This window comes from Olsenella intestinalis (genome assembly GCF_023276655.1).
GTDB classification, from domain to species: Bacteria; Actinomycetota; Coriobacteriia; order Coriobacteriales; family Atopobiaceae; genus Olsenella_J; species Olsenella_J intestinalis.
Genome location: NZ_JALGRK010000002.1, coordinates 230,997 through 253,086, shown reverse-complemented (window position 1 = coordinate 253,086; position 22,090 = coordinate 230,997). Strand labels below are relative to the sequence as shown.

Below are 22,090 nucleotides of genomic sequence, written 5' to 3'. Positions count from 1 at the left end.
CGAGAAGAGCCTCGGCCTACGTCCGGTAGTCTCCGTTGATCGTCACGTAGTCGTGGGAGAGGTCGCACGTCCAGACGCGGGCCGACGCCTCGCCCGCGCCGAGGTCGATCGCGATGCTCACCTCTGGCGACTCGAACCTGCGCAGCATGTCCTCCTCGTCCATCGGGACCGAGAGGCCTCCGCGGCAGACGGGCACGCCGAGGAAGTCGATGTCGACGTCGCCCTGGTCGAAGGGCACGCCGCACTTGCCCGCGGCGCCGGCGATCCTGCCCCAGTTGGCGTCGTGGCCGAAGACGGCGGTCTTGACGAGGGGCGAGTTCGCGATGGCGCGCGCGACGTCGTCGGCGGCGGTCTCGCTCGGCGCGCCCACCACGTCGACGGTCACGAGCCTGGTGGCACCCTCGCCGTCGCTCGCGATCTTGCGGGCGAGCTGCTCGCAGCAGCAGCGGATCGCCCGGGCCACGCGCTCGTAGGCCGCACTCCCGACCTCGATGGGCTCTCCGCCGGCGCGCCCGGTCGCGAACAGGAAGCACGAGTCGTTCGTCGAGGTGTCGGAGTCGACGGTGACCTTGTTGAAGGTCGCGTCGACGGCCGACCTGAGGGCCGCGCGGGCCGCTTCTACGGTGAGCGCGGCGTCGGTCGAGAGCACGCAGAGCATGGTCGCCATGTTGGGCTGGATCATGCCCGAACCCTTCGTGAAGCCGCCGACGTGCACCGTGACCTCGGACCCGTCCGCCCCCGCAGGGACGGGCCCCTCAATCGAGACCTCCTTGGGGACGGTGTCGGTCGTCATGACGGCGCAGGCCGCGTCGTGGGCGGACGCCGCGTCGCGCGCGAGTGCCGCGGCCGCGGCGGGCACGCCCGTCTCGAAGCGATCGATCCCCAACGGCACTCCGATGACCCCGGTCGACGCGACGAGCACGTCCTCGGCGTCGCAGCCGAGCTCGCGCGCGACGATGCGCGCCGACTCGCGTGCGACCTCGAGGCCCCGCTTGCCGGTGGCTGCGTTGGCGTTGCCGGAATTGAGCACGACGGCCCGGGCCCTGCCTGACGCCGCATGCCCGCGCGAGACGAGCACGGGCGCCGCGCAGAAGCGGTTCCGCGTGAAGGCCGCCGCGCAGACGCACGTCTCGTCCGCGGCGACGAGCGCAAGGTCCTTTCGGTTGGGGTTGCGGCGAAACCCCGCGGAGATGCCGGCGGCGCGCATGCCCTCGGCCGCGCAGACGCCGCCCTCGCAGGCAGAGAACCCTATGCTCTCGGGGTCGGTGGTGCCCCTGGGCACGTCAATCGGTTGGTAGGTCATCGCTTCTCTCCTCCCTCGCCCGCGTCCGCGGGCCCCTTCGCGACGCGCTGTGTTTGCCGCGTATGTATGGGAGGTTACAAGTTATCCTCTAAATATTTCGTTCGCATGTCCGAATATGCAACTCTATGTGTATTGCGAGGTCGAGAAGAGCATCAGGGCGCCGAGAAGAGCGAGCATGCGGGTACCAGACAAAGCCATGCCGACAAGGGAACGGGGAGCCAGATGCCGAGAACGAGGGTGTACATCGACGGTCAGAGCGGGACGTGCGGCCTCGAGATCGCCGATCGCATAGCCGCGCGCGACGATTTGGAGCTGCTTCGCATAGAGGACTCGCTTCGACGCGACGAGGGCGAGCGCAGGCGCCTCATGAACGAGGCCGACGTCGTGTTCTTGTGCCTGCCGGACGACGCCGCGCGGCGTGCCGTCCTTCTCGTCGAGAACCCCGCCACGCGCGTCATCGACGCCTCCACGGCGCACCGCGTAGACGCGGTCTGGACCTACGGCCTCCCCGAGCTCTCAAAGGCCCAACGAGCGGCCATCAGGTCCTCGCGGCGCATCGCCAACCCCGGCTGCCACGCCACGGGTTTCGTCGCCTGCGTCGCCCCGCTCGTCTCCGCGGGCATCGTACGAGCGGACCGCGCGCTCCCCTGCTTCTCGATCACGGGCTACACGGGAGGAGGCAAGCAGATGATCGCCGACTACGAGTCCGAGGGGCGCGACCGCGCCCTCGACGCGCCCGGCATCTACTGCCTCACGCTCACCCATAAGCACCTGCCCGAGATGCGCGCGGCCTGCGGGCTGACGCGCGACCCAAGCTTCCTGCCGGTGGTCGCGGACTTCCCGCGCGGCATGGCCACGACGGTCATGCTCTCGGACGACCTCCTCCCAGGGCACGCGGACGCGACCGAGATCCGCGCGTGCCTTGCCGACCACTATGCCGGCCAGCCCCTCGTGACGGTCGCCCCGGGGGCGCCCGAGGGCCCGCGAATCCACGCGAACGCACTCGCGGGCACGGACTCACTGCGACTCTACGCATACGGCTCTGGCGGGCGCACGTGCGTCACGGCGCTTTTCGACAACCTGGGAAAGGGCGCCTCGGGCGCGGCCGTGCAGAACATGAACGTCGCGCTCGGCATCGAGGAGACGCGCGGCCTCAGGCTGGCCTGACCACGTGCCGTGGGCAAATAACAGCGTCCACGTTCGGCATGCGAGACAAAGAGAACGGGGTGCCCCGACCTGGGACACCCCGCATCTCCTGGCTATGTGACGAGAAGAGCCTGTGCTCTACTCCCCTGCCTCCTCGCTCTCCTGCGCCTTCTTGGGCTGCGGGAGGATGAGGTTGAGCAGGATGCCGACGAGGGCGGAGGTCGCCATGCCGGGCAACGAGTAGTTGCCCAGGGGAATCGAAAGCGACGCGGTCTCCATGCCGACGCCGAGGATGATGACGACCGACGCGATCATGAGGTTGCGGTTCTCGTCGAAGTTGACCTTGTTGGTGACCAGCATGCGAAGGCCGTTGGAGGCGATCAGGCCGAAGAGCAGGAGGCTGACGCCGCCCATGACGGGCACGGGGATCGAGCTAATGAAGGCCGCGAGCTTCGGGCAGAAGCCGCCGACGAGCAGGGCGAAGCCGGCCGCGAACCAGAACACCTGCGTGGAGTAGACGCGGGTGACGCTCATGACGCCGATGTTCTCGGCGTAGGTCGTGGTCGGGGGGCCGCCGAGGAAGCCGGAGATGGTCGTCGAGAGGCCGTCGCCCATGAGGGAGCGCGGGAGCATGTCGCGGTAGTCCTTGCCGACGATCTCGCCGACCGCGAGCAGGTGGCCGATGTGCTCGATGACGCAGACGAGGGCCACGGGCGCGATCAGGGCGATGGCGCCGGGATCGAAGGTCGGCGTCTGGATGGGCGGCAGGCCGATCCAGGGGGCGTCGATGACGCCCTGGAAGTCGACGAGGCCCATGAAGGCCGAGACGATGTAGCCGACGATGATCGAGAGCAGGATGGGAACGGTGCCGACGAAGCCCCCGAGGGACGAGAACACGACGGCCGCCGTAAGGGTGATGGCGGCGACGATCGCGCCGTTGGCGACGAAGGCGTCAGTCGAGGAGTTGAGCGCCATGCCCGCGGCGGTGGCGGAGAGGCCGACGCCGATGACGATCATGACCGAGGCCACGAGGACGGGCGGAAGCAGCCTGTCGAGCCAGCCGGTGCCCGCGAGCTTGATGATGCCCGCCACCACGAAGTAGACGAGGCCCGCGACCACCACGCCCGAGAGCGCGGTCTGCAGCGACCCCGTGGCCGCGGTCGCGGCGAGGATCGGGCTGATGAACGCGAAGGAGCTGCCCAGGTAGCTGGGGATGCGGTTCTTCGTGAGCAGCAGGTAGATGATGGTGCCGATGCCGGAGCACATGATGGCGACGTTGGGGTTGAGGCCCGTGAGCGCCGGGACGAGCACGGTCGAGCCGAACATGCTCATCATGTGCTGGATGCCGAGAGGAATGGCCCTTCCGACGGAGACGCGGTCGTCGACGCCGATGACCTCACGCTCTTTTCTGGCCATGTCTTCTCCTTTCTGTTGAAGCGCATGAAAAAGGGCCCGCCGAGGCGGGCCCCAGTGGGACCTTGGCCGCTACGAGAAGATGAAGTAGAGGACGAAGGCGATGGAGGCGAGCCACATGAGCGGCTTGACGGTCTTGGCCTTGCCGGTGGCAATGGCAACGACAACGTAGCCGATGAAGCCGAGGCCGATGCCGGAGGAGATCGAGTAGGTCATGGGGATGCCGGCGACGGTGAGGAAGGCAGGAAGGCCCTCGAGCATGTCGTGCCAGTCGATCTCGGTGACCTCGGAGATCATGAGGTAGCCGACGTAGACGAGGGCACCGCAGGTGGCGGCGCCGGGGACGACGGCGATCACCGGCGCGAAGAACGCGCAGACGATGAAGAAGAGGCCGCAGAAGATCGAGGAGAGGCCCGTGCGGCCGCCGTCGGCAGCGCCGGAGGTGGACTCGACGAACGTGGTGATCGAGGAGGCGCCGAGCAGGCCGCCGACCCAGGCGGCGCAGGAGTCGACGATCAGGATCTCGCGCATGTTCTCGACGTTGCCCTCGTTGTCGACGAACTCGCCCTCCTTGGCGACGGCGAGCGCCGTGCCCATGGTGTCGAAGAAGTCAGACATCATGAGGGAGAACGCGAGGACGAGCAGGGCCGGGGTGGTCACGACCTTGACGATGCCCATGGTGCCCGCGGCGTCAGCCTGGAAGGGGGCGCCGAAGCTGGAGAAGTCGGGGATCGAGAGGACGCCGGCGGGAGCCTGGGTGACGCCCAGGGGGATGCCGCAGACGACGGCGACGAGGATGCCGAGGAGCAGCGAGCCCTTGATGTCGAAGGCCGCGAAGACGATCGTGGCGACGATCGAGATGGCACCGACGATGAAGGTGGGCTGGGTGACCTCGCCGAGGGCGACCAGGGTGCCGCCGTCGCCGGTGATGATGCCCGCGTTGGCGAGGCCGATCATGGCGACGAAGAGGCCGAGGCCGACGGAGATGGCGTGGCGCAGCGACAGCGGGATGGCGTCCATGATCGCCTGACGCAGGCCGCAGAGGACGAGCAGCAGGATGACGACGCCCTCGAGGAAGATGACGCCCATGGCGGCGCGCCAGTCGCCACCGCAGTAGGCGGAGGTGGCGACGACAATCATCGAGTTGATGCCAAGGCCGGAGGCAAGTGCGAGAGGACGGTTGGCGAAGAGGCCCATGAGGATGGTCATGATGCCCGCACCGAAGCAGGTGCTCGTGATGGTTGCGGAGATGGGTACCCCCGCATCAGACAGAATCAGGGGGTTGAGCGCGATGATGTAGGACATCGCGAGGAACGTCGTGAGGCCGGCGCGGAGCTCCTGGGCGACCGACGAACCCCTCTCTGCTGTCTTGAAGAACTTGTCCATTAGTGCATTTCCTTCCGACGCGATCGAGTGACAAAAAACATGTCCCGGACCTTGCGGTCGGGACATGTATTCCACGGCTAGACGCCGCTAGAACCGAATCCTCCGGTTCCCCTGTCGGTCTCGTCGAGCTCTTCGACCTCGACGAGGGAGACGACGGGGACCTGCTGAATGACAAGCTGGGCGATGCGGTCGCCTCGCTTGATGGAGATGGGCTCCCTGGGATCGAGGTTGATGGCGATGACCTTGAGCTCGCCTCGATAGTGGGAGTCGATGAGACCGGGGGTGTTGGCCATGGAGAGGCCGTGCTTGAGGGCCATGCCACTGCGGGGCTGGACGAAGCCGGCATAGCCCTCGGGAATGGCAATGGCGAGACCGGTGGAGATGAGGCGCCTCTCGAACGGCTCGAGAGTCACGTCCTCGCTGGACCTGAGGTCCAGTCCGGCGTCGCCTGCGTAGGCATATGAGGGGAGCTCTATCGTGGGGTCGAGACGCTTGATGGGAAGTCGTACGGGATTAGTGCTCACCGGCAAGGCTCCTCAGCTCCTCGTTGAACTCGTCCACATCCTTGAAGTCGCGATACACCGACGCGAAGCGCACGTAGGCAACCTTGTCCACGGACACGAGGCGCTGCAGGACGAGCTTGCCAATCTCCTGCGACGCGATCTCGATCTGGCCGTTGTCGCGAAGGTACGACTCGATGCTGTCGATGATCTCGTTAAGGGTGTCCAGGGTGACGTTGCGCTTGACCGTGGCGGCAACGAGGCCGCGCATGAGCTTCTGCCTGTCGAAGGTCTCCTTCGTGCCATCCTTCTTGATGACGAGGATGGGCATCTCCTCGCGACGCTCGTATGTCGTGAAGCGAGTGCCGCACTCGATGCACTGGCGACGACGCCTGATGGCGTCATTGCTTTCAGACGGGCGCGAGTCAACTACCTTGGACTCGACGCATCCGCACTTCGGACAACGCATGTTCCTCCCCTAGTGGAATTTCCACAGGAAACGTTATCACAGATGCGGCATAAGTCCCATCACGACAACACTTGTTAACACAACGGAGAGGAGCCTGCCCCATTGCCGGCACTACATGTGGGCCCAAAGCGCCACGTACTAGCCGCGCGCGGGAACGACGAGCGCCTGGCCGCTGGCGACGGAACTGTTGGGGAGGTTGTTCGCCTCGACGATCCAGGAGACGACCTCGGGGGTGCTGACGCCCTCGACCGGGTGCGCCTCGGCAATCGACCAGAGCGAGTCGCCCGTCGAGACCTCCACGCTCTGTGTGGCGCAGTTCGAGAGCGCGTCCGCGACACGTCCCGCATGTGCCGCGTCGAGGGCGCCCCAGGAGCCGAGCACGACCGCCACGGCGACGGTTGCGACCGCGGCGGAGAGACGCAGCGAACGCCCAGAGAGCCGAGCCGAGTCGGCGTGCGACGCGGTCGCGGCCGTGGGCGAGCCGGGCTTGGCCCCCTCGATCACGTGAAGCACGGGTGCGGCCTGGGCCTGCACCTCCTGGGCCTTGAGCGCGAGGCTTCCGTTGCACGCACAAACGACTTCCGAGCGATACGCCATGCTGTTCTCCCTTCGAATCTGTTGTCACGTACGTTGTATCAAGTCGGTCGGACAACAATTCGAACCGTGTATCGAACACGTGTACTACCCTATCGCCGAACAGGTGTACGGTCAAGCCAAAAGCGAACATTTGTTTGATTTTTCGGGGTGGGTGGGCTATAGTTTTTGACAACTAAAGGAGGGAGCGCGTATGTCCAAGGGCGAGCTCAACAGGCGACAGAACCAGATCTACCAGTTCATCTGCGACTACACCGGCGAGCACGGCTATCCGCCCTCGGTGCGCGAGATCGGCAAGGCCGTGGGCCTGGCCTCCCCCTCCACGGTCCACGCGCACCTCAAGACGCTGCAGGAGCGCGGCTACATCAAGCGCGACTCGAAGAAGCCCCGCACGATCGAGGTGACCGAGGCCTCATCGGAGGACGATGGCCTGGCCAAGGTCGTCGACAACGCGAATGACGGCACCATCTCGCTGCCGCTGGTGGGCCGCGTGGCCGCCGGCGTTCCCATCCTGGCCGAGCAGAACGTGGAGGACACGCTCCGCCTGCCCAAGAGCATTGTGGGCGACGCAGGCTCGTTCGTCCTCAGGGTCAAGGGCACGTCCATGGTCAACGTCGGCATCAACGACGGCGACTACATCGTGGTCAAGGAGCAGCACGATGCCCGCAACGGCGAGATCGTGGTCGCCATGATCGACGACTCGGCAACGGTGAAGACCTTCTACCGCGAGGACGGCCGCATCCGCCTCCAGCCGGAGAACGACGCGATGGAGCCCATCTACGCAACCAACCCCGCAATCCTGGGCAAGGTCACCGGCCTCTTCAGGTCCATCTCCTAGCGTGGGCCAGCCGCAGAACAGCACAGCCGAGAAGAGCGAGGCGCCCTCGTCCCATGCCGCCGGCCAGGCGCGCAGGATCTCGGGCTTCGACGTCGTCAGGGGGTTCTCGGTCGTCTCGATGGTGCTCTTCCACCTCTGCTACGACCTCGTCTACCTCGCCGGAATCGACCTCGCGTTCTTCTCGGGCGCCTTCCAGGACGTCTGGCGCTGCTCCATCTCGTGGGCGTTCGTCTTCGTTGCGGGATGCATGAGCGCCCACTCACGCAACAACCTGCGTCGCGCGGGCAAGTACCTTGCCGTCGCGCTCGCGATCTTCGTCGCGACCACCGTCGTCGCCGTGGACACGCCCATCAACTTCGGCGTCATCTACTGCATGGGCGCCTGCACCCTGGTGGTCGCCCTGCTTGAGCGCCTGGGCATCGCACCGCGCGGCCGCGTGGCCTGCGCCCTTCTCGCGATCGTATTCATCCTCCTGCTCGGGCTTCCGGAGGGCAAGGTTGGCCTTCCTGGCATGTACCTCACGGTTCCCGCGCAGGCCTACGCCACGCCGTGGCTCTCCTGGCTGGGGCTTCCCGGGCCCGGCTTCGCGTCGGGGGACTACTATCCCCTGCTCCCCTACCTGATGCTCTACCTGGCGGGACGCGCGGCTGCCGAGCGTGGTCGCGCCTGCGGCTACCCCACATGGTTCGCAAGCCTCACCTGTCCCCCGCTCGAGCTGGTGGGACGGCATTCGCTCCTGGTATACGTGCTTCACCAGCCCGTCCTGCTGGGCATCACGTGGCTCGTCTCGGGCGGCAAGATCTAGCGGCCGCCGCCGCGCACGCCAAGCGACCGATGCAGCCTACTGCGCGTCGCCCTCCGGCTCCTGGCCGTCGTCCTCGCAGACGTAGGGTGCGAGCGTCTCGGCCATGCGCGCGGACGCCATGACCGTCGCCATGAGGCCTCCCTGCACGTAGCGCTCGCTGAGGACCTGGCACCTCTCATGCACCATCTTCATCAGCAGGCCCTTGTCGTAGGGCACGAGCACCGTGAGCAGCGTGTCGCCACGCGACGCCTCCTGCGCGATGCGGTAGAGCAGCCCTCGCACGCCCGTCCCCTCGAGCGCCGAGATCTGCTGGCTGTCGGGCTGGGCCGCGGCGAGGTGCGCCCGCTGCTCCTCGTCGATCAGGTCGCACTTGTTGTACACGACGACGGAGGGGATCTTCTCGGCGCCGATCTCCGAGAGGATCGAGCGGACCGCCACGATCTCGCGCTCGGCATTGGGGTCGTGCGCGTCGACGACGAGAAGGACGAGGTCGGCCGCCCGCACCTCGGCCAGGGTCGACTTGAACGACTCGATGAGCGTCGTGGGTAGCTTCTGGATGAACCCGACCGTGTCGGTGATCGTGATCTTGCGCCCCTCCTCTAGCTCGAGCGAGCGCGTCGTGGGGTCGAGCGTCGCGAACAGCTCGTCCTTCGCGTAGACGTCGGCGTTCGTGAACTGGTTGAGCAGCGTGGACTTGCCGGCGTTCGTGTAGCCCACGAGCGCCACGCGGTAGACGCCGGAGTCCCAGCGCGCCTTGCTCTGCACGCTCCGGCGCAGCTCGAGCTGCTTGAGCTCGCGCCTCAGCCACGAGATGCGGCGCCTCACGAGGCGGCGGTCGACCTCGAGCTGGCTCTCGCCCTGGCCGAACCTGCCGCCGATGCCGCCACGCGTCTGCTCGCCCACGAGGTGGCTCCACATGCCGCGCAGGCGCGGCAGCACGTACTGCAGCTGCGCGAGCTGGACCTGCAGGCGGCCCTCGTGCGTGCGCGCGTGCTCGCCGAAGATGTCCAGAATGAGCGCCGTGCGGTCGATCACCTTGGTCGGCTCGCCCACGATCCTCTCGAGGTTGGACTGCTGCGAGGGCGTGAGCTCGTCGTCGAAGATCACCACGTCGGCCTCGAGGGCGCCCACCAGGCGCACGAGCTCCTGTGCCTTGCCGCTGCCGATGAACGTGCGGGGCACGGGCGCGTCGAGGCGCTGCACCATCGTGTGGACGACCTCGGCGCCGTCGGTCTCGGCGAGGCGCGCGAGCTCCGCGAGCGACTCCTCGATCGGCCAGTCGCCGCGCCCCAGGTCGACACCCACGAGAATGGCACGCTCCGGCACGGGAGCGGTCGACAGCGGCTTGAACCTGCCCATGTGAACCTACACCTCCTGCCCGTCGAGGGCGGCCAGCACGATGCGCGCGGCCTCGTCCTCGTCGAGCCTGTCATAGTCGAGCCAGCGGACGCGCCCGTCGCGACGCAGCCACGAGAGCTGCCGCTTCGCGTAGCGCCTTGACCTGCGCTTCACCTCGTCGATCGCCTCGTCGAGGGTAAGCGCGCCGTCGAGGTAGGCGACGACCTCCTTGTAGCCGATGGCCTGCATCGCGGTGAGCGTCTCAGCGAGCCCGCCCTCCGCAAGGGCGCGCACCTCGTCGACGAGCCCCGCCTCGACCATGGCGTCCACGCGCACGTTGATCCTCTTGTACAGGCGCTCGCGGTCCATCGTGATGCCGAACAGCAGCGCGTCGTAGTGCGGCCGACGGGCACGCAGCCCCTCGTGCTTGGCCGCGTACGAGACGCCCTCGTCGAGCATCTCGAGCGCGCGCACGACGCGCCTCACGTTGTTGGGGTGGATCAGCTCCGCGCTCTTAGGGTCGCGGCCGCGCAGCAGCTCGTGCAGGGCGATCGCCCCCTCGTCGCGCGCGATGGCCTCGTAGCGCTCGCGCGCCTCGGAGCCCGTCTGGCCCGCGGGAAAGTCCATCTCGTCGATCACGGCGTCCAGGTAGAGCCCCGTGCCCCCGCAGAGCACCGGCGTCCTTTCGCTGGCGAGAAGAGCGTCCACGCAGGCCCGCGCGTCACGCTGGAAGAGGCGCACCGAGTAGTCGTCGCCAACGTCGCAGACGTCAACCATCATGAGCTCGCAGGCACGCTCGTCAACGGGCGTCTTCGCCGTGCCGATGTCCATGCCGCGATACACCTGCATCGCGTCGACGGACACGACGGCGCTGCCAAGCGTGACCGCAAGCCTCTCGGCAAGCGAGCTCTTGCCCGACGCAGTCGGCCCGACTATGCAGACGACGTGGCCGGCCTTGCTCATCGGGGCTCGCCGACCAGGCTGCCGCGCAGGTACCAGGTCTTGGCTTGCTCGACGTGGACGTCGCACATCTTGCCCACGAAGTCCTCCGCACGCGCGCCCTCGGGCAGCGAGAAGAGCACGGTCTGGTTCTTGGGGCTGTGCCCCACCATGACCGTCGCGTCCTTCTTCGAGGTGCCCTCGACAAGCGACGTGACGACGCTGTCTGCGTCGACCTGATTCGCCTCGAAGGCGAGCTCGTCCACGAGCGAGGCCAGGCGGTCGAAGCGGTCCTGGATGACCTCGCGGGGCGTGTCGTCGACGATCTCGGCCGCGGGCGTGCCCGGGCGCTTCGAGTAGATGAAGGTGTAGGCGGACGAGAAGCCCACCTCGCGCACGAGCGACAGCGTGTCCTGGAAGTCCTCCTCGGTCTCGCCGGGGAAGCCCACGATGATATCGGTCGAGAGGAAGATCCCGGGGATGGCCGCCTTGATGTCGGAGGCGAGCCTCAGGTACTCCTCGCGGGTGTAGCTGCGATTCATCGCCCTGAGGACGCGCGTCGAGCCCGACTGCACGGCAAGGTGCAGGTGCGGCATCACGCCCGGCGTCTCGGCCATGGCCCGTATCGTCTCGGCCGAGAGGTCCTTGGGGTTCGAGGAGGTGAAGCGGATGCGCTCCACGCCCGTCTCGCCCACGGCGCGCAGCAGGTCGGCGAAGCGCGGCTCTCCGTAGAGGTCACGCCCGTAGGAGTTGACGTTCTGCCCGAGCAGCGTGATCTCGCGGACGCCCTCGCCCACGAGCCTCTCGCACTCGGCGACGATGCGCTCGAACACGCGGCTCTTCTCGCGGCCGCGCACGTACGGAACGATGCAGTAGGAGCAGAAGTTGTTGCAGCCGACCATGATGGGCACCCATGCGTGGAAGGACTGCGCGCGATGGCTCGGCAGGTCGGCCGAGAACCCGCGGCCCTCCTCGACGGTGTCGACCGCGACCGAGGACCCGTCGCCGGCGATCGCGTCCTCGAGCAGGCGCGGCAGCTCGGCCAGGGCGCTCGTGCCGAACACGACGTCGACGTTGGGGATGTGCTTGCGCAGGGCCTCGCCGTCGCGCTGGGCGATGCAGCCGCCCACGGCCAGGATCCTCCTGCCGGAGGGCGCGGCCGGAAGGCGCACGAGGTTCGAGGCCTCGCCGTACAGGTGGGTGTCGGCCTTCTCCCTCACCGAGCACGTCATGAACACGACGATGTCGGCCTCCTCGGGCCCCATCACCTGGATGCAGCCGCAGTCGTCCAGAAGCCCCGCCACGCGCTCGGAGTCGTGGAGGTTCATCTGGCAGCCGAAGGTCCTCACATGGTAGGTCTTGCCGACGAGACTATCGAAACGCGCCACTACAACATCATCTCCGAGGAGTCGTCGGTGCTCGTCGCATCCGTCGGCGGGGTGAGGCGATGCACGTAGACGGCGATGCGGATGGCCGTGCGGTTGTCGCCGTTGATGCTGATGTCGGCGAACGTGGGCGCGCACGAGATGTCGATTCCCGTTGGGATGAGGAAGCCTCGCGCGATGGCGACGGCCTTGATGGCCTGGTTGACGGCTCCGGCGCCGACGGACTGGAGGTTGACGGGGACGCCGTCCTTCACCATGCCGGCAATCGCGCCGGCGACCGACGCGGGAGAAGACTTGCTGGAGACCTTGAGAAACTCCATCTGAGACTCCTGGGAAACGGGTGTTGGGATACTGCGATTCAACTACCTGGGTAGTTCGACCATCATAGCCGATTATCTGCCGCGACGTGCGGCGAATCGGACGGGCGGCGGCCCTACTCGCCCTCTTCGTCGATGTCGAAGGTGACGGTGACCTTGCCGCGCGTCACGCGCACCTTCGGGTCGCTCGCGAGCGTGAGGTAGTAACGGTCCGAGAGGAACGAGAAGCCGCGCTCCATGATCCTCGAGAACTCGTCGACGTCGTCGGCCGAGACCTGCAGGCCGCGGCGGTCCTTGGCGAGGTCGACCTCGCGCCCCTCACCACCGGACTTGTGCAGCAGCCTCGAGAGGACCGACCTCACGGGCTTGACCTGGCCGCTCACGATGCGATGCGCGGTGCGCTCGGACATGTCGAGCCCCAGGGACGTCGCCTGCGAGAAGAGCTCGGACGCGTCGGCCGCGGCACGGAGCCTCTCGAGCACGGGCAGCTCCTCGAGGCTGTCGATGAACAGCAGCGCCGACCCCTCGACCGTGGGCGTGACGCGCCTGCGGGCAGTCGCGCAGATCTCGGCCGGCGAGCCCACGAACACCTCGCAGCGACCGCGCTCCTCGAGCGCGAACTCGCAGCAGGTCCTCACGATGTTGTGGGGCCCGCGCGTGACGGCCTGGTTGCCGTCCTCGTCGACGCCGACGCTCGGCCAGGTGGACTGGTCGGCGCGCTCGCGAAGCTTCGTGGCGTCGGTCACGACCTGGATCGACGCGCCCTTCTCGGGAGCGGAGCTCACGACGCGCGCCTCCTGGGCGTTCTCCTTCACGGAAAAGAGCGCCATGCCTCGCCCGTGCACGCCCCAGCGGTCCATGTGGACGCTCTCGAGCTTGGACGTGACGCGCGCATCGAAGACGCGGTCCTGCATGCTCTCGGGGATGCCGGAGCCGTCGTCGAGCATCGTGAGGTAGCGCGTGTCGCCGTCGCGGTAGGTCGCGACGTAGATGTGGCGCGCCCCCGCGTCGCGGGAGTTGCGCAGCATCTCGACGACGACGTCCTCTATGCAGCGGATGTCATGCTGCGCCTGGCGCCTCTCGGCCTCCGAGACGCGCAGCTTGACGAAGCCGTCGCCGAAGTTCTCCTCGACCCTGAGCGACTTCTCGCCTCCCATGGAGACGACGAAGTCGACCAGGTTGCTCCCCTCTTCGGACGCCATGGGCTACTTCGCGACGTCGACGGCGCGCGACTCGCGGATGACCACGACGCGGACCTGACCGGGGTACTCCATCTCGTCCTCGATCTGCTTGGCGATGTCGTGCGCGAGCACGGTCGCCTCGGCATCCGAGATCTTCTCGGGCTGGACCATGACGTGCAGCTCGCGACCGGCCTGCATGGCGTAGGTACGCTCGACGCCGTCGTGGGCGTTGGAGATGTCCTCGAGCTTCTCGAGGCGCTTGATGTAGTTCTCGGCAGACTCGCGCCTCGCGCCGGGGCGCGCGGCGGAGATGGCGTCAGCGGCCTGGACGAGCACGTCGAGCACGGTGTTGGGCTCGACGTCGGCGTGGTGCGCCTCGACGGCGTGCACGATGTCCGGGCGCTCGCCGTAGCGGCGGCAGAGGTCGGCGCCGATCACGGCGTGCGGGCCCTCGACCTCGTGGTCGATGGCCTTGCCGAGGTCGTGCAGGAGGCCGGCGCGCTTGGCCAGGTTCACGTCGAAGCCGAGCTCGGCGGCCATGGTGCCGCAGAGGGCCGAGACCTGGGCGGAGTGCTGGAGCACGTTCTGGCCGAACGAGGTGCGGTAGCGCAGGGCGCCGAGCGTCTTGATGAGCTCGGGGTGCAGGTCGTGGATGCCGGCGTCGAAGGCGGCCTGCTCGCCGGCCTCCTGGACGCGCTCGCCCACGAGCTTCTCGGCCTTCTTGTACATCTCCTCGATGCGAGCGGGGTGGATGCGGCCGTCGGCGATCAGGTTCTCGAGCGCGACGCGGGCGGTCTCTCGGCGAACCGGGTTGAAGCTCGAGAGGATGACGGTCTCGGGCGTGTCGTCGATCACGAGGGAGACGCCGCTGACCTGCTCGAAGGTGCGGATGTTGCGACCCTCGCGGCCGATGATGCGACCCTTGAGGTCGTCGGAGGGGATGTGGACGGAGGTGACGGTGATCTCGCCGGCCTGGTCGGAGGCGCAGCGCTGGATGGCGGTGCTCACGATCTTGCGGGCGAACTTGTCGGCATGGGCGCGGATGCGCTGCTCGGAGTCGCGGATGATCTGCGCCTCATCGCGGACGACCTCGCCCTTGACGCGCTCGAGCAGCTCCTTGTGGGCGTCCTCGCGCGAGAGGTCAGCAATGCGCTCGAGCTCGCTGGTCTGCTTCTGCAGGAGCGCGCTCACCTCGTTCTGGCGCTTGTCGAGGGCGCTCTGCTGGCTGGAGAGCTGGTGCTCCTTGCGGTCGAGCGCGTCGTTGCGGCGGTCGAGGGACTCCTCGCGCTGCATGATGCGGCTCTCGAGGCCCTGAAGCTCCTGACGACGCTTGTTGTTCTCGGCCTCGTTCTGGTTCTTGAGCTGGAGGATCTCCTCGCGTGCCTCGACGAGCGCCGACTTCTTGGCGCTCTCGGCGTCGCGCCTCGCGCTGTCCTGGATGCGGGCGGCCTCGTCACGCGCGTCCTCGAGGGCCTTGTTGGCCTCCTGGACCTTCGAGTTCGAACCGTTGGATGCGATGAGATAGGCGGCGACTGCGCCCACGACGAGGCACACGACCCCAATTACGATTTCCATGATGACTCCTCAGGTGTTTAGAGAGCATTTCTAATTCGTTCAGGAAATCGCTGACTACACAGCGAAACCCACCACCCGGGGCCACTACTCGCCGATCATGTATGAAATCGCACGTATTGAATCAAATGAACGTCCGCTGGTACAGCCGACGAGAAGATACCCAAATGGCATATAAACTGTAGGTTGAAACAAGAAAACTGTCAATCAGCGTCAGTTTACAAACGTCCGCGAACGGCTGTTCTACCGAAAAAATATGCAATACGGGCGTCCGAGAAGAGCCTACTGCTCGCTCGTGAGTCGCTCGGCCACGCGGCGGGCAACGTCAAAGGAGAATCCCCTTCCCGCGAGGAGCCTCACGATGCTCGCGTACGGGTCGCGGCCGGAGAAGGTGCGCCTTCCGGCAATCGCGAGTGCGCGCTCGAAGTCGGAGTCCTCGTCGAAGTAGGCGTCGGGCCAGCCCGGAAGCGAGCGGGCCTCCACTCCCCTGCGCGCGAGCTCGGCCTCGACCTTGCGCCGTCCCCAGCCAGAGGCGATCTTCGAGCGCACGAACAGGTCGGCGTAGCGCGCGTCGCTCACGAGACCGACCTCCTCGAGTCGGTCGAGCACGTTGCACGCCAGCTCGTCGGGATATCCGTCGGCACGAAGCTTGTCTGCGAGCTCGCGCCTCGAGTAGTCCCTGCGGTTGATGAGGGCCTCGAGCCTCGAGCGGCAGCACCGCTCCTCGAGGCGTCCCACGAGGTCATGAAGGGAGTCGAGGTCGCAAGGTGCCACCTCGCCTGCCTCGAGCTTGGCGTCAAGCGACTTGCCAGCGGCGAGCGGAACCTCGATGCGCTCGAGCTCCTCGCCCGACTCGCGCGCGACGACGGTCGCGCGGGGCCTGCGGGCGCCGATCGCGCTCGATCGCGCACGGCGCCTCGGGAGCAGGACCTCGACGGAGAAGCCCTCGTCCACCTCGGCTACTCCTTGTCGTCCTTGACGACGGGCTCGCCGACCGGCTCGTCGTCGAACTCGAGGCCGAGCGCGACGCGGACCTTCTTGTCGATCTCCTCGCGCAGGTCGGGGTTGGTCGCCAGGAACTCCTTGGCGGCCTCGCGACCCTGGCCGAGGCGCTCGGTCTCGTAGGTGAACCAGGCACCGCTCTTGCTGACGACGCCGTTGTCGACGGCGGCGTCGAGGATCGAACCCTCCTTGGAGATGCCGGTGCCGTACATGATGTCGAACTCCGCCTGCTTGAAAGGAGGGGCGACCTTGTTCTTGACGACCTTGACGCGGACGCGGTTGCCGATGTTCTCGCCGTCCTTCTTGATGGAGTCGATGCGGCGGATGTCCATGCGCACCGACGAGAAGAACTTGAGGGCGCGCCCACCCGGCGTCGTCTCGGGGTTGCCGAACATGATGCCGATCTTCTCGCGCAGCTGGTTGATGAAGATGCAGGTGGTCTTGGACTTGGAGAGCGACCCGGCGAGCTTGCGCAGGGCCTGGCTCATGAGGCGGGCCTGCAGGCCGACCGTCGTGTCGCCGATCTCGCCCTCGATCTCGGCGCGCGGCACGAGCGCGGCGACGGAGTCGACGACGACCACGTCGATGGCGCCGGAGCGGACGAGCATGTCGCAGATCTCGAGCGCCTGCTCGCCGGTGTCTGGCTGCGAGATGAGCACCTCGTCGATGTCGACGCCGATGCGCGCGGCGTAGCCGGGGTCGAGCGCGTGCTCCGCGTCGATGAACGCGACGACGCCGCCCATGGCCTGGGCTTCAGCGAGGATCTCGAGGGAGAGCGTGGTCTTGCCCGAGGACTCGGGGCCGTAGATCTCGACGATGCGGCCGCGGGGCACGCCGCCGATGCCGAGCGCCGCGTCGAGCGAGAGGGCTCCCGTGGGGATGGCCTCGACCTCGAGGTCAACGCCGCTCTCGCCGTACTTCATGATGGCGCCCTTGCCGAACTTCTTGACGATCTCGGAGGTGGTGGCGTCGAGCATCTTCTCGCGCTCCTCGCCGAAGGTCTTCTCGTGAATCTCGCGGGACGCATTCTTGGACTTAGCCATGTCTTCTCCCTTGTCGTGGTCAAACGAGATGGTAGCCGAACAGCTGTTCGGTGTCAAACCGCCTCACGATCGTACCCACGCTGACTGGCAGCCAACTATCATGGTTCGGCACGCAACTGACCGAATGCGTCAAATCGCGCGTTTGTCGAGGTAGAGGACGTGGACTAGCGGTTCTCTCCCGCCAGGCGGTCGTGGAGAAGCTGTAGAGCGACGCCACAGGCGCGCATTCTGACGCCGTCGCGGTCGCCGGCGAGGTGGTGGCAGACGGTAGCGGTGCCGCCCGCCGACGTGATGCCGAACCAGACGGTGCCGACCGGCTTTCCGGGCTCGGCGCCCGTGGGGCCGGCGATGCCGGTGACGGAGACGGCCACGTCGCAGCCGAGCACGCGGCGGGCGCCCTCGCACATCTGGGCCGCGCACTCGCTGGAGACCGCACCGAGGGAGGGCTCGTCCAGGATGTCGTTCGACACGCCGAGGACCTCGTGCTTCACAGGGATGGCGTAGCTCACGACGCCGCCGCGCACGACGGCGGACGAGCCGGGGATCGCGGTGAGGGTCGCGCTGACGAGGCCGCCCGTGCAGGACTCGGCGCAGCCGACGGTAAGGCCAAGCTCTTCTCCGCGTGCTATGACGCGGGAGGCGAGGTCACGCAGGGACGCCTCGTCGGGAAGGTCGATGTCGTCGAACTCGTCGAGGTTAGCGACGGCCATGCTAGTCAGCCTCCGCGATCGCGGGCCAGGACTTGACGAAGTAGTCGACGCCCGACCATGCGGTGATAACGAGGGCGGCGGCGAGCGTGACGTAGCCGACCCACCAGAGCGCCTGGGCGGCCGGGCCCGCCGGGAGCGCGCGCAGGACGAGCAGGACCGACAGGGACACCATGGTGGTGGCCGTCTTCCACTTGCCCAGCGAGCTCGCCGCGATGACCGTGCCCTTGGCGGCGACAACCATGCGCAGGCCCGACACGAGGAACTCGCGCGCGACCACGAGCAGCAGCACCCACGAGTTCACGAGGCCGTGCTCGAGCAGGAAGCAGAGGGCGACGATGACCACGAGCTTGTCGGCGATGGGATCGAGGAACTTGCCGAAGGTGGTCACCTCTCCCCTGCTGCGCGCGAGGTAGCCGTCGAGCTTGTCGGTGAGGGCGAGCAGGACGAAGAGGGCGGCCGAGAGGAGCGCGCCCACGGAGATCGCGGCGCCGTCCGTGGGAGGCTGGGTCTCGGCGAGCGCGAGCCATGCGGGAACGAGCGCGACGCGCAGGATGGTGACGACGTTTGCCGGCGTCCAGATGGTGCTCTTCTCCATTACTCGCCATCCCCCCGGACGATCTCGCCGACGAGCTCGTAGCAGAAGGAGTCGACGAGGCGGACGCGGACGACGTCGCCGACGGATGCCTCGCCCTCGGCGATGTGCACGGCGCCGTCGCTGTCGGGCGCCTGGAACCAGGCGTGGCCGATGAGCTCGAGGCCGTCGTCGGTCTCCTCGACGCCGTCGACGATCACGTCGGTGACCTCGCCGACGTGGCGGGCGGTCGCCGCGAAGCCGAGGTCCTCGGCGAGGTCGAGCAGGCGCTGGGCGCGCTCGAGCTTGACGTCCTCGTCTACCTGGCCCTCGGCGCGGGCCGCGGCGGTTCCCTCCTCGCGCGAGTACGCGAAGACGGAGGTGTAGTCGAACTCCTGCTCGCGGACGAAGTCCACGAGCTCCTCGAACTGGTCGTCGGTCTCGCCGGGGAAGCCCACGAGGCCGGTGGTGCGAAGCACCATGCCGGGGATCTCCGTGCGCAGGCGGTCGAACACGGCGGCGATCTCCGTGGCGGAGCCCGTGCGGTTCATGGAGCGCAGCACCTCGGCGTTGCAGTGCTGGATGGGCATGTCGATGTAGTTCAGGACCTCGGGCGTGTCGCGGATCGCGGCGACGAGGTCGTCGGTCATGCCCTCGGGCTGCAGGTAGAGGACCCTGACCCAGCCGTGGTAGGGCCTCACGACGTCGGCAACGCGTCGCAGCAGCCATGGCAGGCTCCTCTCGCCCTCGAGGTCGGAGCCCCAGATGCCGGTGTCCTGGCCGATGAGCACGATCTCGCGCACGCCGCCCTCCATGAGCTCGCGGACCTCGGCGAGGATCTCGTCCTCTCCGCGCGAGTGGTAGCGCCCGCGGATGTAGGGGATCGCGCAGAAGGCGCAGAAGCGGTCGCAGCCGTCTGAGATCTTGACGTAGGCGCTGGCGCCCTCGATGGTGCGCAGCACGTGGCCGGCAAGGGCCGGCTCGCCGGTCGCGGGCGCGTCGGCGTCCTCGAGGCCGAGCACCGAGCGGACGACCTCGACGATGCCGTCCTCCTCGTCGGCGCGCACGAACGCGGAGACCTCGGGGAGCTGCTCGTTGAGGGCCTCTCCGTAGCGCGAGGGGACGCAGCCGCACATGACGATGGGGCGCTTGCGGACGCCGTCGGCCGCCGCCTCGGCGAGGTCGAGCGTGGCCTCGATCGACTCGGAGGTGGCAGAAGCGAGGAACGAGCAGGTGTTGACGATCGCGACGTCGCAGTCGTCGGCGTCTGCGGCCTCCTCGAAGCCAGCCGAGAGGAGCAGTGCCCTCATGCGGTCGGTGTCGACCTCGTTCTTGGCGCAGCCCAGGGTGACGAAGAGGACCCGGGAGGGTGCGCTCTTCTCGCCCGCGGCGGCGTTAGCGGTAGTTGACGAACTGGAGAGGCTGGCCATAATCACGTTCCTTCAGGTGTGCGATGACTTGCTGCAGGGTGTCACGGGAGGCGGAGCTCACGCGGAGCTTGTCGCCCTCGACCGTGGCCTTGCACTTGAGCTTGAGGTCGCGGATGTCCTTCGCGATCTTCTTGGCGGTGTCCTTGTCGATGCCCTGGATGAGCCTGCCGGAGCGGCGGACGCTGGCGCCCGTGGCGGGCTGGATGTCGCCCCAGCTGAGCGCCGTGAGGTCGATGCCGCGCTTGGCGAGCTTGGAGTTGAGGACGTCGATGACCTGGCCGCAGACGAACTCGGAGGGGGCGCTGACCGAGAAGGTCTCGTCCCTCTTCGAGAAGTCGATCGTGGAGCCGGTCTGCTTGAGGTCGTAGCGCTGCGTCAGCTCGCGCGCGGCCTGCTGGTATGCGTTGTCGACCTCCTGGAGGTCGACGTTGGAGACGACGTCGAAGCTGGATTCCTTGGCCATGGGTGCTCCTCTCGTGGTGGGTGGACGTGCTACATGGTGGGCGCGGGGCGCCGGGAAGGGCCTAGCGACCCTTCGAGAAGTACGAGTACGACGCCGAGGACGCGGACGGGGCCGTGCGCGACGAGTCGGTCGAGCTCGTGGTGGCAGACGCCTGGTCGGACTGCGTCGACGTGGTCGAGGTCGTGGTCGTGGTCGAGGTGCCGTCGGACTGGGTCGACGTCGCATTCGAGTCGGTCGTTCCGGTCGCGCTCGTGCCATTGGCGCTCGTCGACGTGGTGGCCTTGGTGCCCTCGATCGTGATCGTTCCGATGCCCGAGGTCTTGCTCTCGAACTTCTGGGTCTCGCCGTTCTTGGTGACCGTGACGGCGGCCGTGTCGCTCACCTGGATCGTGAACTTGCTCGTGACCGTGAAGGACTGGCTCCACGGGCCCGTGATCTGCTCGGCGACGACGCTCTTGCCGTCGTTCTCGATCTCGACCCAGGAGACCTCGCCGTCGTCGACCTTGACCTCGACCTTCGTCTCGGTCTTGGTGTTGGCCTCCTCCTTCGACTTCTTGGCGGCGAGCGCGTCGGCGGCGGCCTTCTCGGCCTCGGCGGACGTGGTGGTGGAGCTCGAGTTGGAGCTCGAGCTCGAGCCGGAGTTGTCGCTCGTCGAGGAGACGGAGACCGTCCTGCCCGAGGAGGTGTCCTTGTTCACGCACGAGCCGATGGACGAGATGATCACCATCGTGAGGATGACGCCGGCGACCACGAGCACGAAGGCCAGGGTGCGGCGCGGGTCCGAGAAGAACGCCTGCACGACGCCGAGGACGCCGCCGCGCTCGGGCTGCCGCTGGGGCGCACGGCCGCGCTGGGGCTGCCTGCGGGGCACGTTGGGCCTCCCGACGTTGGCGATGTTCCTCGACGACTGCCTGCCAGAGCGCGTCGACGCGGCCTCGTAGGGGCGTGCGTCATCGTAGCGCAGGTCGTCGGTGTACTCCGAGGGCGTCACCCTGCGGACGCTCACGCGGTCGCGGCCCATCTGGTCGGCCGCGCCCTCGGATCCGCGATAACGCGACGCGTAGCCGCTGCGGTCGGCCTGTGCGCGATAGCGCGCAGACCTCTGGGCGTCGCGCCCGCTGGAGTAGGTGGAGAGGTCGCGACCCGAGTAGCGACGCTCTTCTCCCCTGCCCCTGCCGCGTCCGTCCTGCGCGCGGCCCTCGCGGATGCCGCGGCCGCTCCTGCGGTCGTCGACGCGCGAGGCCGGTCGGTGGTTCCTGGAGTAGGCGGACGAGGTCGTGGTGTAGCCGTAGACGTCGCCCGCGTAGCCGCCCGAGGTGGGAAGCAGGCCGCGGGTGCCCTGGTAGCGGCTGCGACCGGGAAGCTCGTAGGTCGGCTCCTCGCCGCGGCGCCTGCGAGACCCACCGCGCCCGGCGATGCTCCTGCCCGATCCGCCGTGCTCCCAGTCGGAGAGGTCGGCGGCGAACTGGTTGGTGACCTGGCGGGGGTTGAGGCCGAGGTAGCGCGCGTACGAGGAGAGCATGCCCTGGGCGTAACCGCTCTTGGGCATCGAGTCGAAGTCGCCTTCCTCGAAGGCGCGCAGCACGTCCTCCTTGAAGCGCAGGACGCGGGCGGCCTGGCCGGTGGAGAGGCCGAGCTGGCGCCTCCTGTTAACGAGCATCTCGCTGAAGCGAGGTCGCGCCATC

Annotated in this window: 22 protein-coding genes; 3 read left to right on the top strand and 19 right to left on the bottom strand. The window is 67.6% G+C overall.

Annotated elements, in window-relative coordinates; all coding sequences use genetic code 11:
* Positions 1–16: 16 nt before the first annotated feature.
* Complete coding sequence (argJ, locus tag M5D76_RS06020) at positions 17–1,303, bottom strand: bifunctional glutamate N-acetyltransferase/amino-acid acetyltransferase ArgJ (protein WP_248922489.1); 1,287 nt, start codon at positions 1,301–1,303, stop codon at positions 17–19.
* Positions 1,304–1,525: 222 nt separating this feature from the next.
* On the opposite strand from argJ, the gene argC reads away from it, so the two are divergent.
* Positions 1,526–2,470: an N-acetyl-gamma-glutamyl-phosphate reductase gene (gene argC / locus M5D76_RS06015; RefSeq protein ID WP_248922488.1), complete on the top strand. Its 945-nt coding sequence runs from the start codon at positions 1,526–1,528 to the stop codon at positions 2,468–2,470.
* A 117-nt stretch (positions 2,471–2,587) separates the two neighbouring features.
* On the opposite strand, the gene M5D76_RS06010 is transcribed toward argC, so the two are convergent.
* The 5 genes from M5D76_RS06010 to M5D76_RS05990 form a co-directional block, all read right to left on the bottom strand.
* Positions 2,588–3,865, bottom strand: a complete 1,278-nt coding sequence (locus M5D76_RS06010) for a uracil-xanthine permease family protein (protein ID WP_248922487.1) — start codon at positions 3,863–3,865, stop codon at positions 2,588–2,590.
* A 69-nt stretch (positions 3,866–3,934) separates the two neighbouring features.
* Positions 3,935–5,248: an NCS2 family permease gene (locus tag M5D76_RS06005; RefSeq protein WP_248922486.1), complete on the bottom strand. Its 1,314-nt coding sequence runs from the start codon at positions 5,246–5,248 to the stop codon at positions 3,935–3,937.
* A 77-nt stretch (positions 5,249–5,325) separates the two neighbouring features.
* Positions 5,326–5,772: a dUTP diphosphatase gene (dut, locus tag M5D76_RS06000; RefSeq protein WP_248922485.1), complete on the bottom strand. Its 447-nt coding sequence runs from the start codon at positions 5,770–5,772 to the stop codon at positions 5,326–5,328.
* On the bottom strand, positions 5,762–6,217 hold the full coding sequence (nrdR, locus tag M5D76_RS05995) for a transcriptional regulator NrdR (RefSeq protein ID WP_248922484.1): 456 nt from the start codon (positions 6,215–6,217) through the stop codon (positions 5,762–5,764). Before nrdR ends, dut begins: the two co-directional genes overlap by 11 nt.
* A 138-nt stretch (positions 6,218–6,355) precedes the next feature.
* On the bottom strand, positions 6,356–6,814 hold the full coding sequence (locus tag M5D76_RS05990) for a LysM peptidoglycan-binding domain-containing protein (protein WP_248922483.1): 459 nt from the start codon (positions 6,812–6,814) through the stop codon (positions 6,356–6,358).
* Positions 6,815–7,004: 190 nt separating this feature from the next.
* Between M5D76_RS05990 and lexA the strand changes: the two genes are divergently transcribed.
* Together lexA and M5D76_RS05980 are read left to right on the top strand one after the other, a co-directional pair.
* Positions 7,005–7,649, top strand: a complete 645-nt coding sequence (gene lexA / locus M5D76_RS05985; protein ID WP_248922482.1) for a transcriptional repressor LexA — start codon at positions 7,005–7,007, stop codon at positions 7,647–7,649.
* A 1-nt stretch (position 7,650) separates the two neighbouring features.
* Positions 7,651–8,454: a heparan-alpha-glucosaminide N-acetyltransferase gene (locus M5D76_RS05980; RefSeq protein WP_248922481.1), complete on the top strand. Its 804-nt coding sequence runs from the start codon at positions 7,651–7,653 to the stop codon at positions 8,452–8,454.
* 36 nt (positions 8,455–8,490) lie between these two features.
* Here M5D76_RS05980 and hflX read toward each other — a convergent pair whose 3' ends face one another.
* The 13 genes from hflX to M5D76_RS05915 all read right to left on the bottom strand — a co-directional run bounded on the left by hflX (position 8,491) and on the right by M5D76_RS05915 (position 22,089).
* Positions 8,491–9,813, bottom strand: a complete 1,323-nt coding sequence (hflX, locus tag M5D76_RS05975; RefSeq protein ID WP_248922480.1) for a GTPase HflX — start codon at positions 9,811–9,813, stop codon at positions 8,491–8,493.
* 6 nt (positions 9,814–9,819) lie between these two features.
* Complete coding sequence (gene miaA / locus M5D76_RS05970) at positions 9,820–10,755, bottom strand: tRNA (adenosine(37)-N6)-dimethylallyltransferase MiaA (protein WP_248922479.1); 936 nt, start codon at positions 10,753–10,755, stop codon at positions 9,820–9,822.
* Entirely contained in the window at positions 10,752–12,119 is a 1,368-nt protein-coding gene (gene miaB, locus M5D76_RS05965; protein WP_248922478.1) for a tRNA (N6-isopentenyl adenosine(37)-C2)-methylthiotransferase MiaB, read from the bottom strand. The genes miaA and miaB overlap by 4 nt, the downstream gene beginning before the upstream one ends.
* Positions 12,119–12,436, bottom strand: a complete 318-nt coding sequence (locus tag M5D76_RS05960; protein WP_248922477.1) for a stage V sporulation protein S — start codon at positions 12,434–12,436, stop codon at positions 12,119–12,121. The genes miaB and M5D76_RS05960 overlap by 1 nt, the downstream gene beginning before the upstream one ends.
* 113 nt (positions 12,437–12,549) lie before the next feature.
* Positions 12,550–13,635 carry an ATP-binding protein gene (locus M5D76_RS05955; RefSeq protein WP_248922476.1) on the bottom strand — a complete coding sequence of 362 codons (1,086 nt, stop codon included), beginning with the start codon at positions 13,633–13,635 and terminating at the stop codon, positions 12,550–12,552.
* A 3-nt stretch (positions 13,636–13,638) separates the two neighbouring features.
* A complete protein-coding gene (gene rny, locus M5D76_RS05950) occupies positions 13,639–15,189 on the bottom strand; it encodes a ribonuclease Y (protein ID WP_248922475.1) in 1,551 nt (516 codons plus the stop codon).
* Between the two features lie 279 nt (positions 15,190–15,468).
* Positions 15,469–16,140, bottom strand: a complete 672-nt coding sequence (locus M5D76_RS05945; protein WP_248922474.1) for a regulatory protein RecX — start codon at positions 16,138–16,140, stop codon at positions 15,469–15,471.
* Between the two features lie 5 nt (positions 16,141–16,145).
* Entirely contained in the window at positions 16,146–17,231 is a 1,086-nt protein-coding gene (gene recA / locus M5D76_RS05940; protein WP_248922473.1) for a recombinase RecA, read from the bottom strand.
* 164 nt (positions 17,232–17,395) lie between these two features.
* Positions 17,396–17,941, bottom strand: a complete 546-nt coding sequence (locus tag M5D76_RS05935; RefSeq protein WP_248922472.1) for a CinA family protein — start codon at positions 17,939–17,941, stop codon at positions 17,396–17,398.
* 1 nt (position 17,942) lies between these two features.
* Positions 17,943–18,536 carry a CDP-diacylglycerol--glycerol-3-phosphate 3-phosphatidyltransferase gene (gene pgsA / locus M5D76_RS05930; protein WP_248922471.1) on the bottom strand — a complete coding sequence of 198 codons (594 nt, stop codon included), beginning with the start codon at positions 18,534–18,536 and terminating at the stop codon, positions 17,943–17,945.
* Positions 18,536–19,942 (bottom strand): 30S ribosomal protein S12 methylthiotransferase RimO, encoded by a 1,407-nt coding sequence (rimO, locus tag M5D76_RS05925; protein WP_248922470.1) that lies wholly within the window; start codon positions 19,940–19,942, stop codon positions 18,536–18,538. The genes pgsA and rimO overlap by 1 nt, the downstream gene beginning before the upstream one ends.
* Entirely contained in the window at positions 19,908–20,405 is a 498-nt protein-coding gene (locus tag M5D76_RS05920; RefSeq protein WP_248922469.1) for a YajQ family cyclic di-GMP-binding protein, read from the bottom strand. Before M5D76_RS05920 ends, rimO begins: the two co-directional genes overlap by 35 nt.
* Before the next feature lie 61 nt (positions 20,406–20,466).
* Positions 20,467–22,089 carry a helix-turn-helix domain-containing protein gene (locus M5D76_RS05915; RefSeq protein ID WP_248922468.1) on the bottom strand — a complete coding sequence of 541 codons (1,623 nt, stop codon included), beginning with the start codon at positions 22,087–22,089 and terminating at the stop codon, positions 20,467–20,469.
* Between the last annotated feature and the right edge of the window lies 1 nt (position 22,090).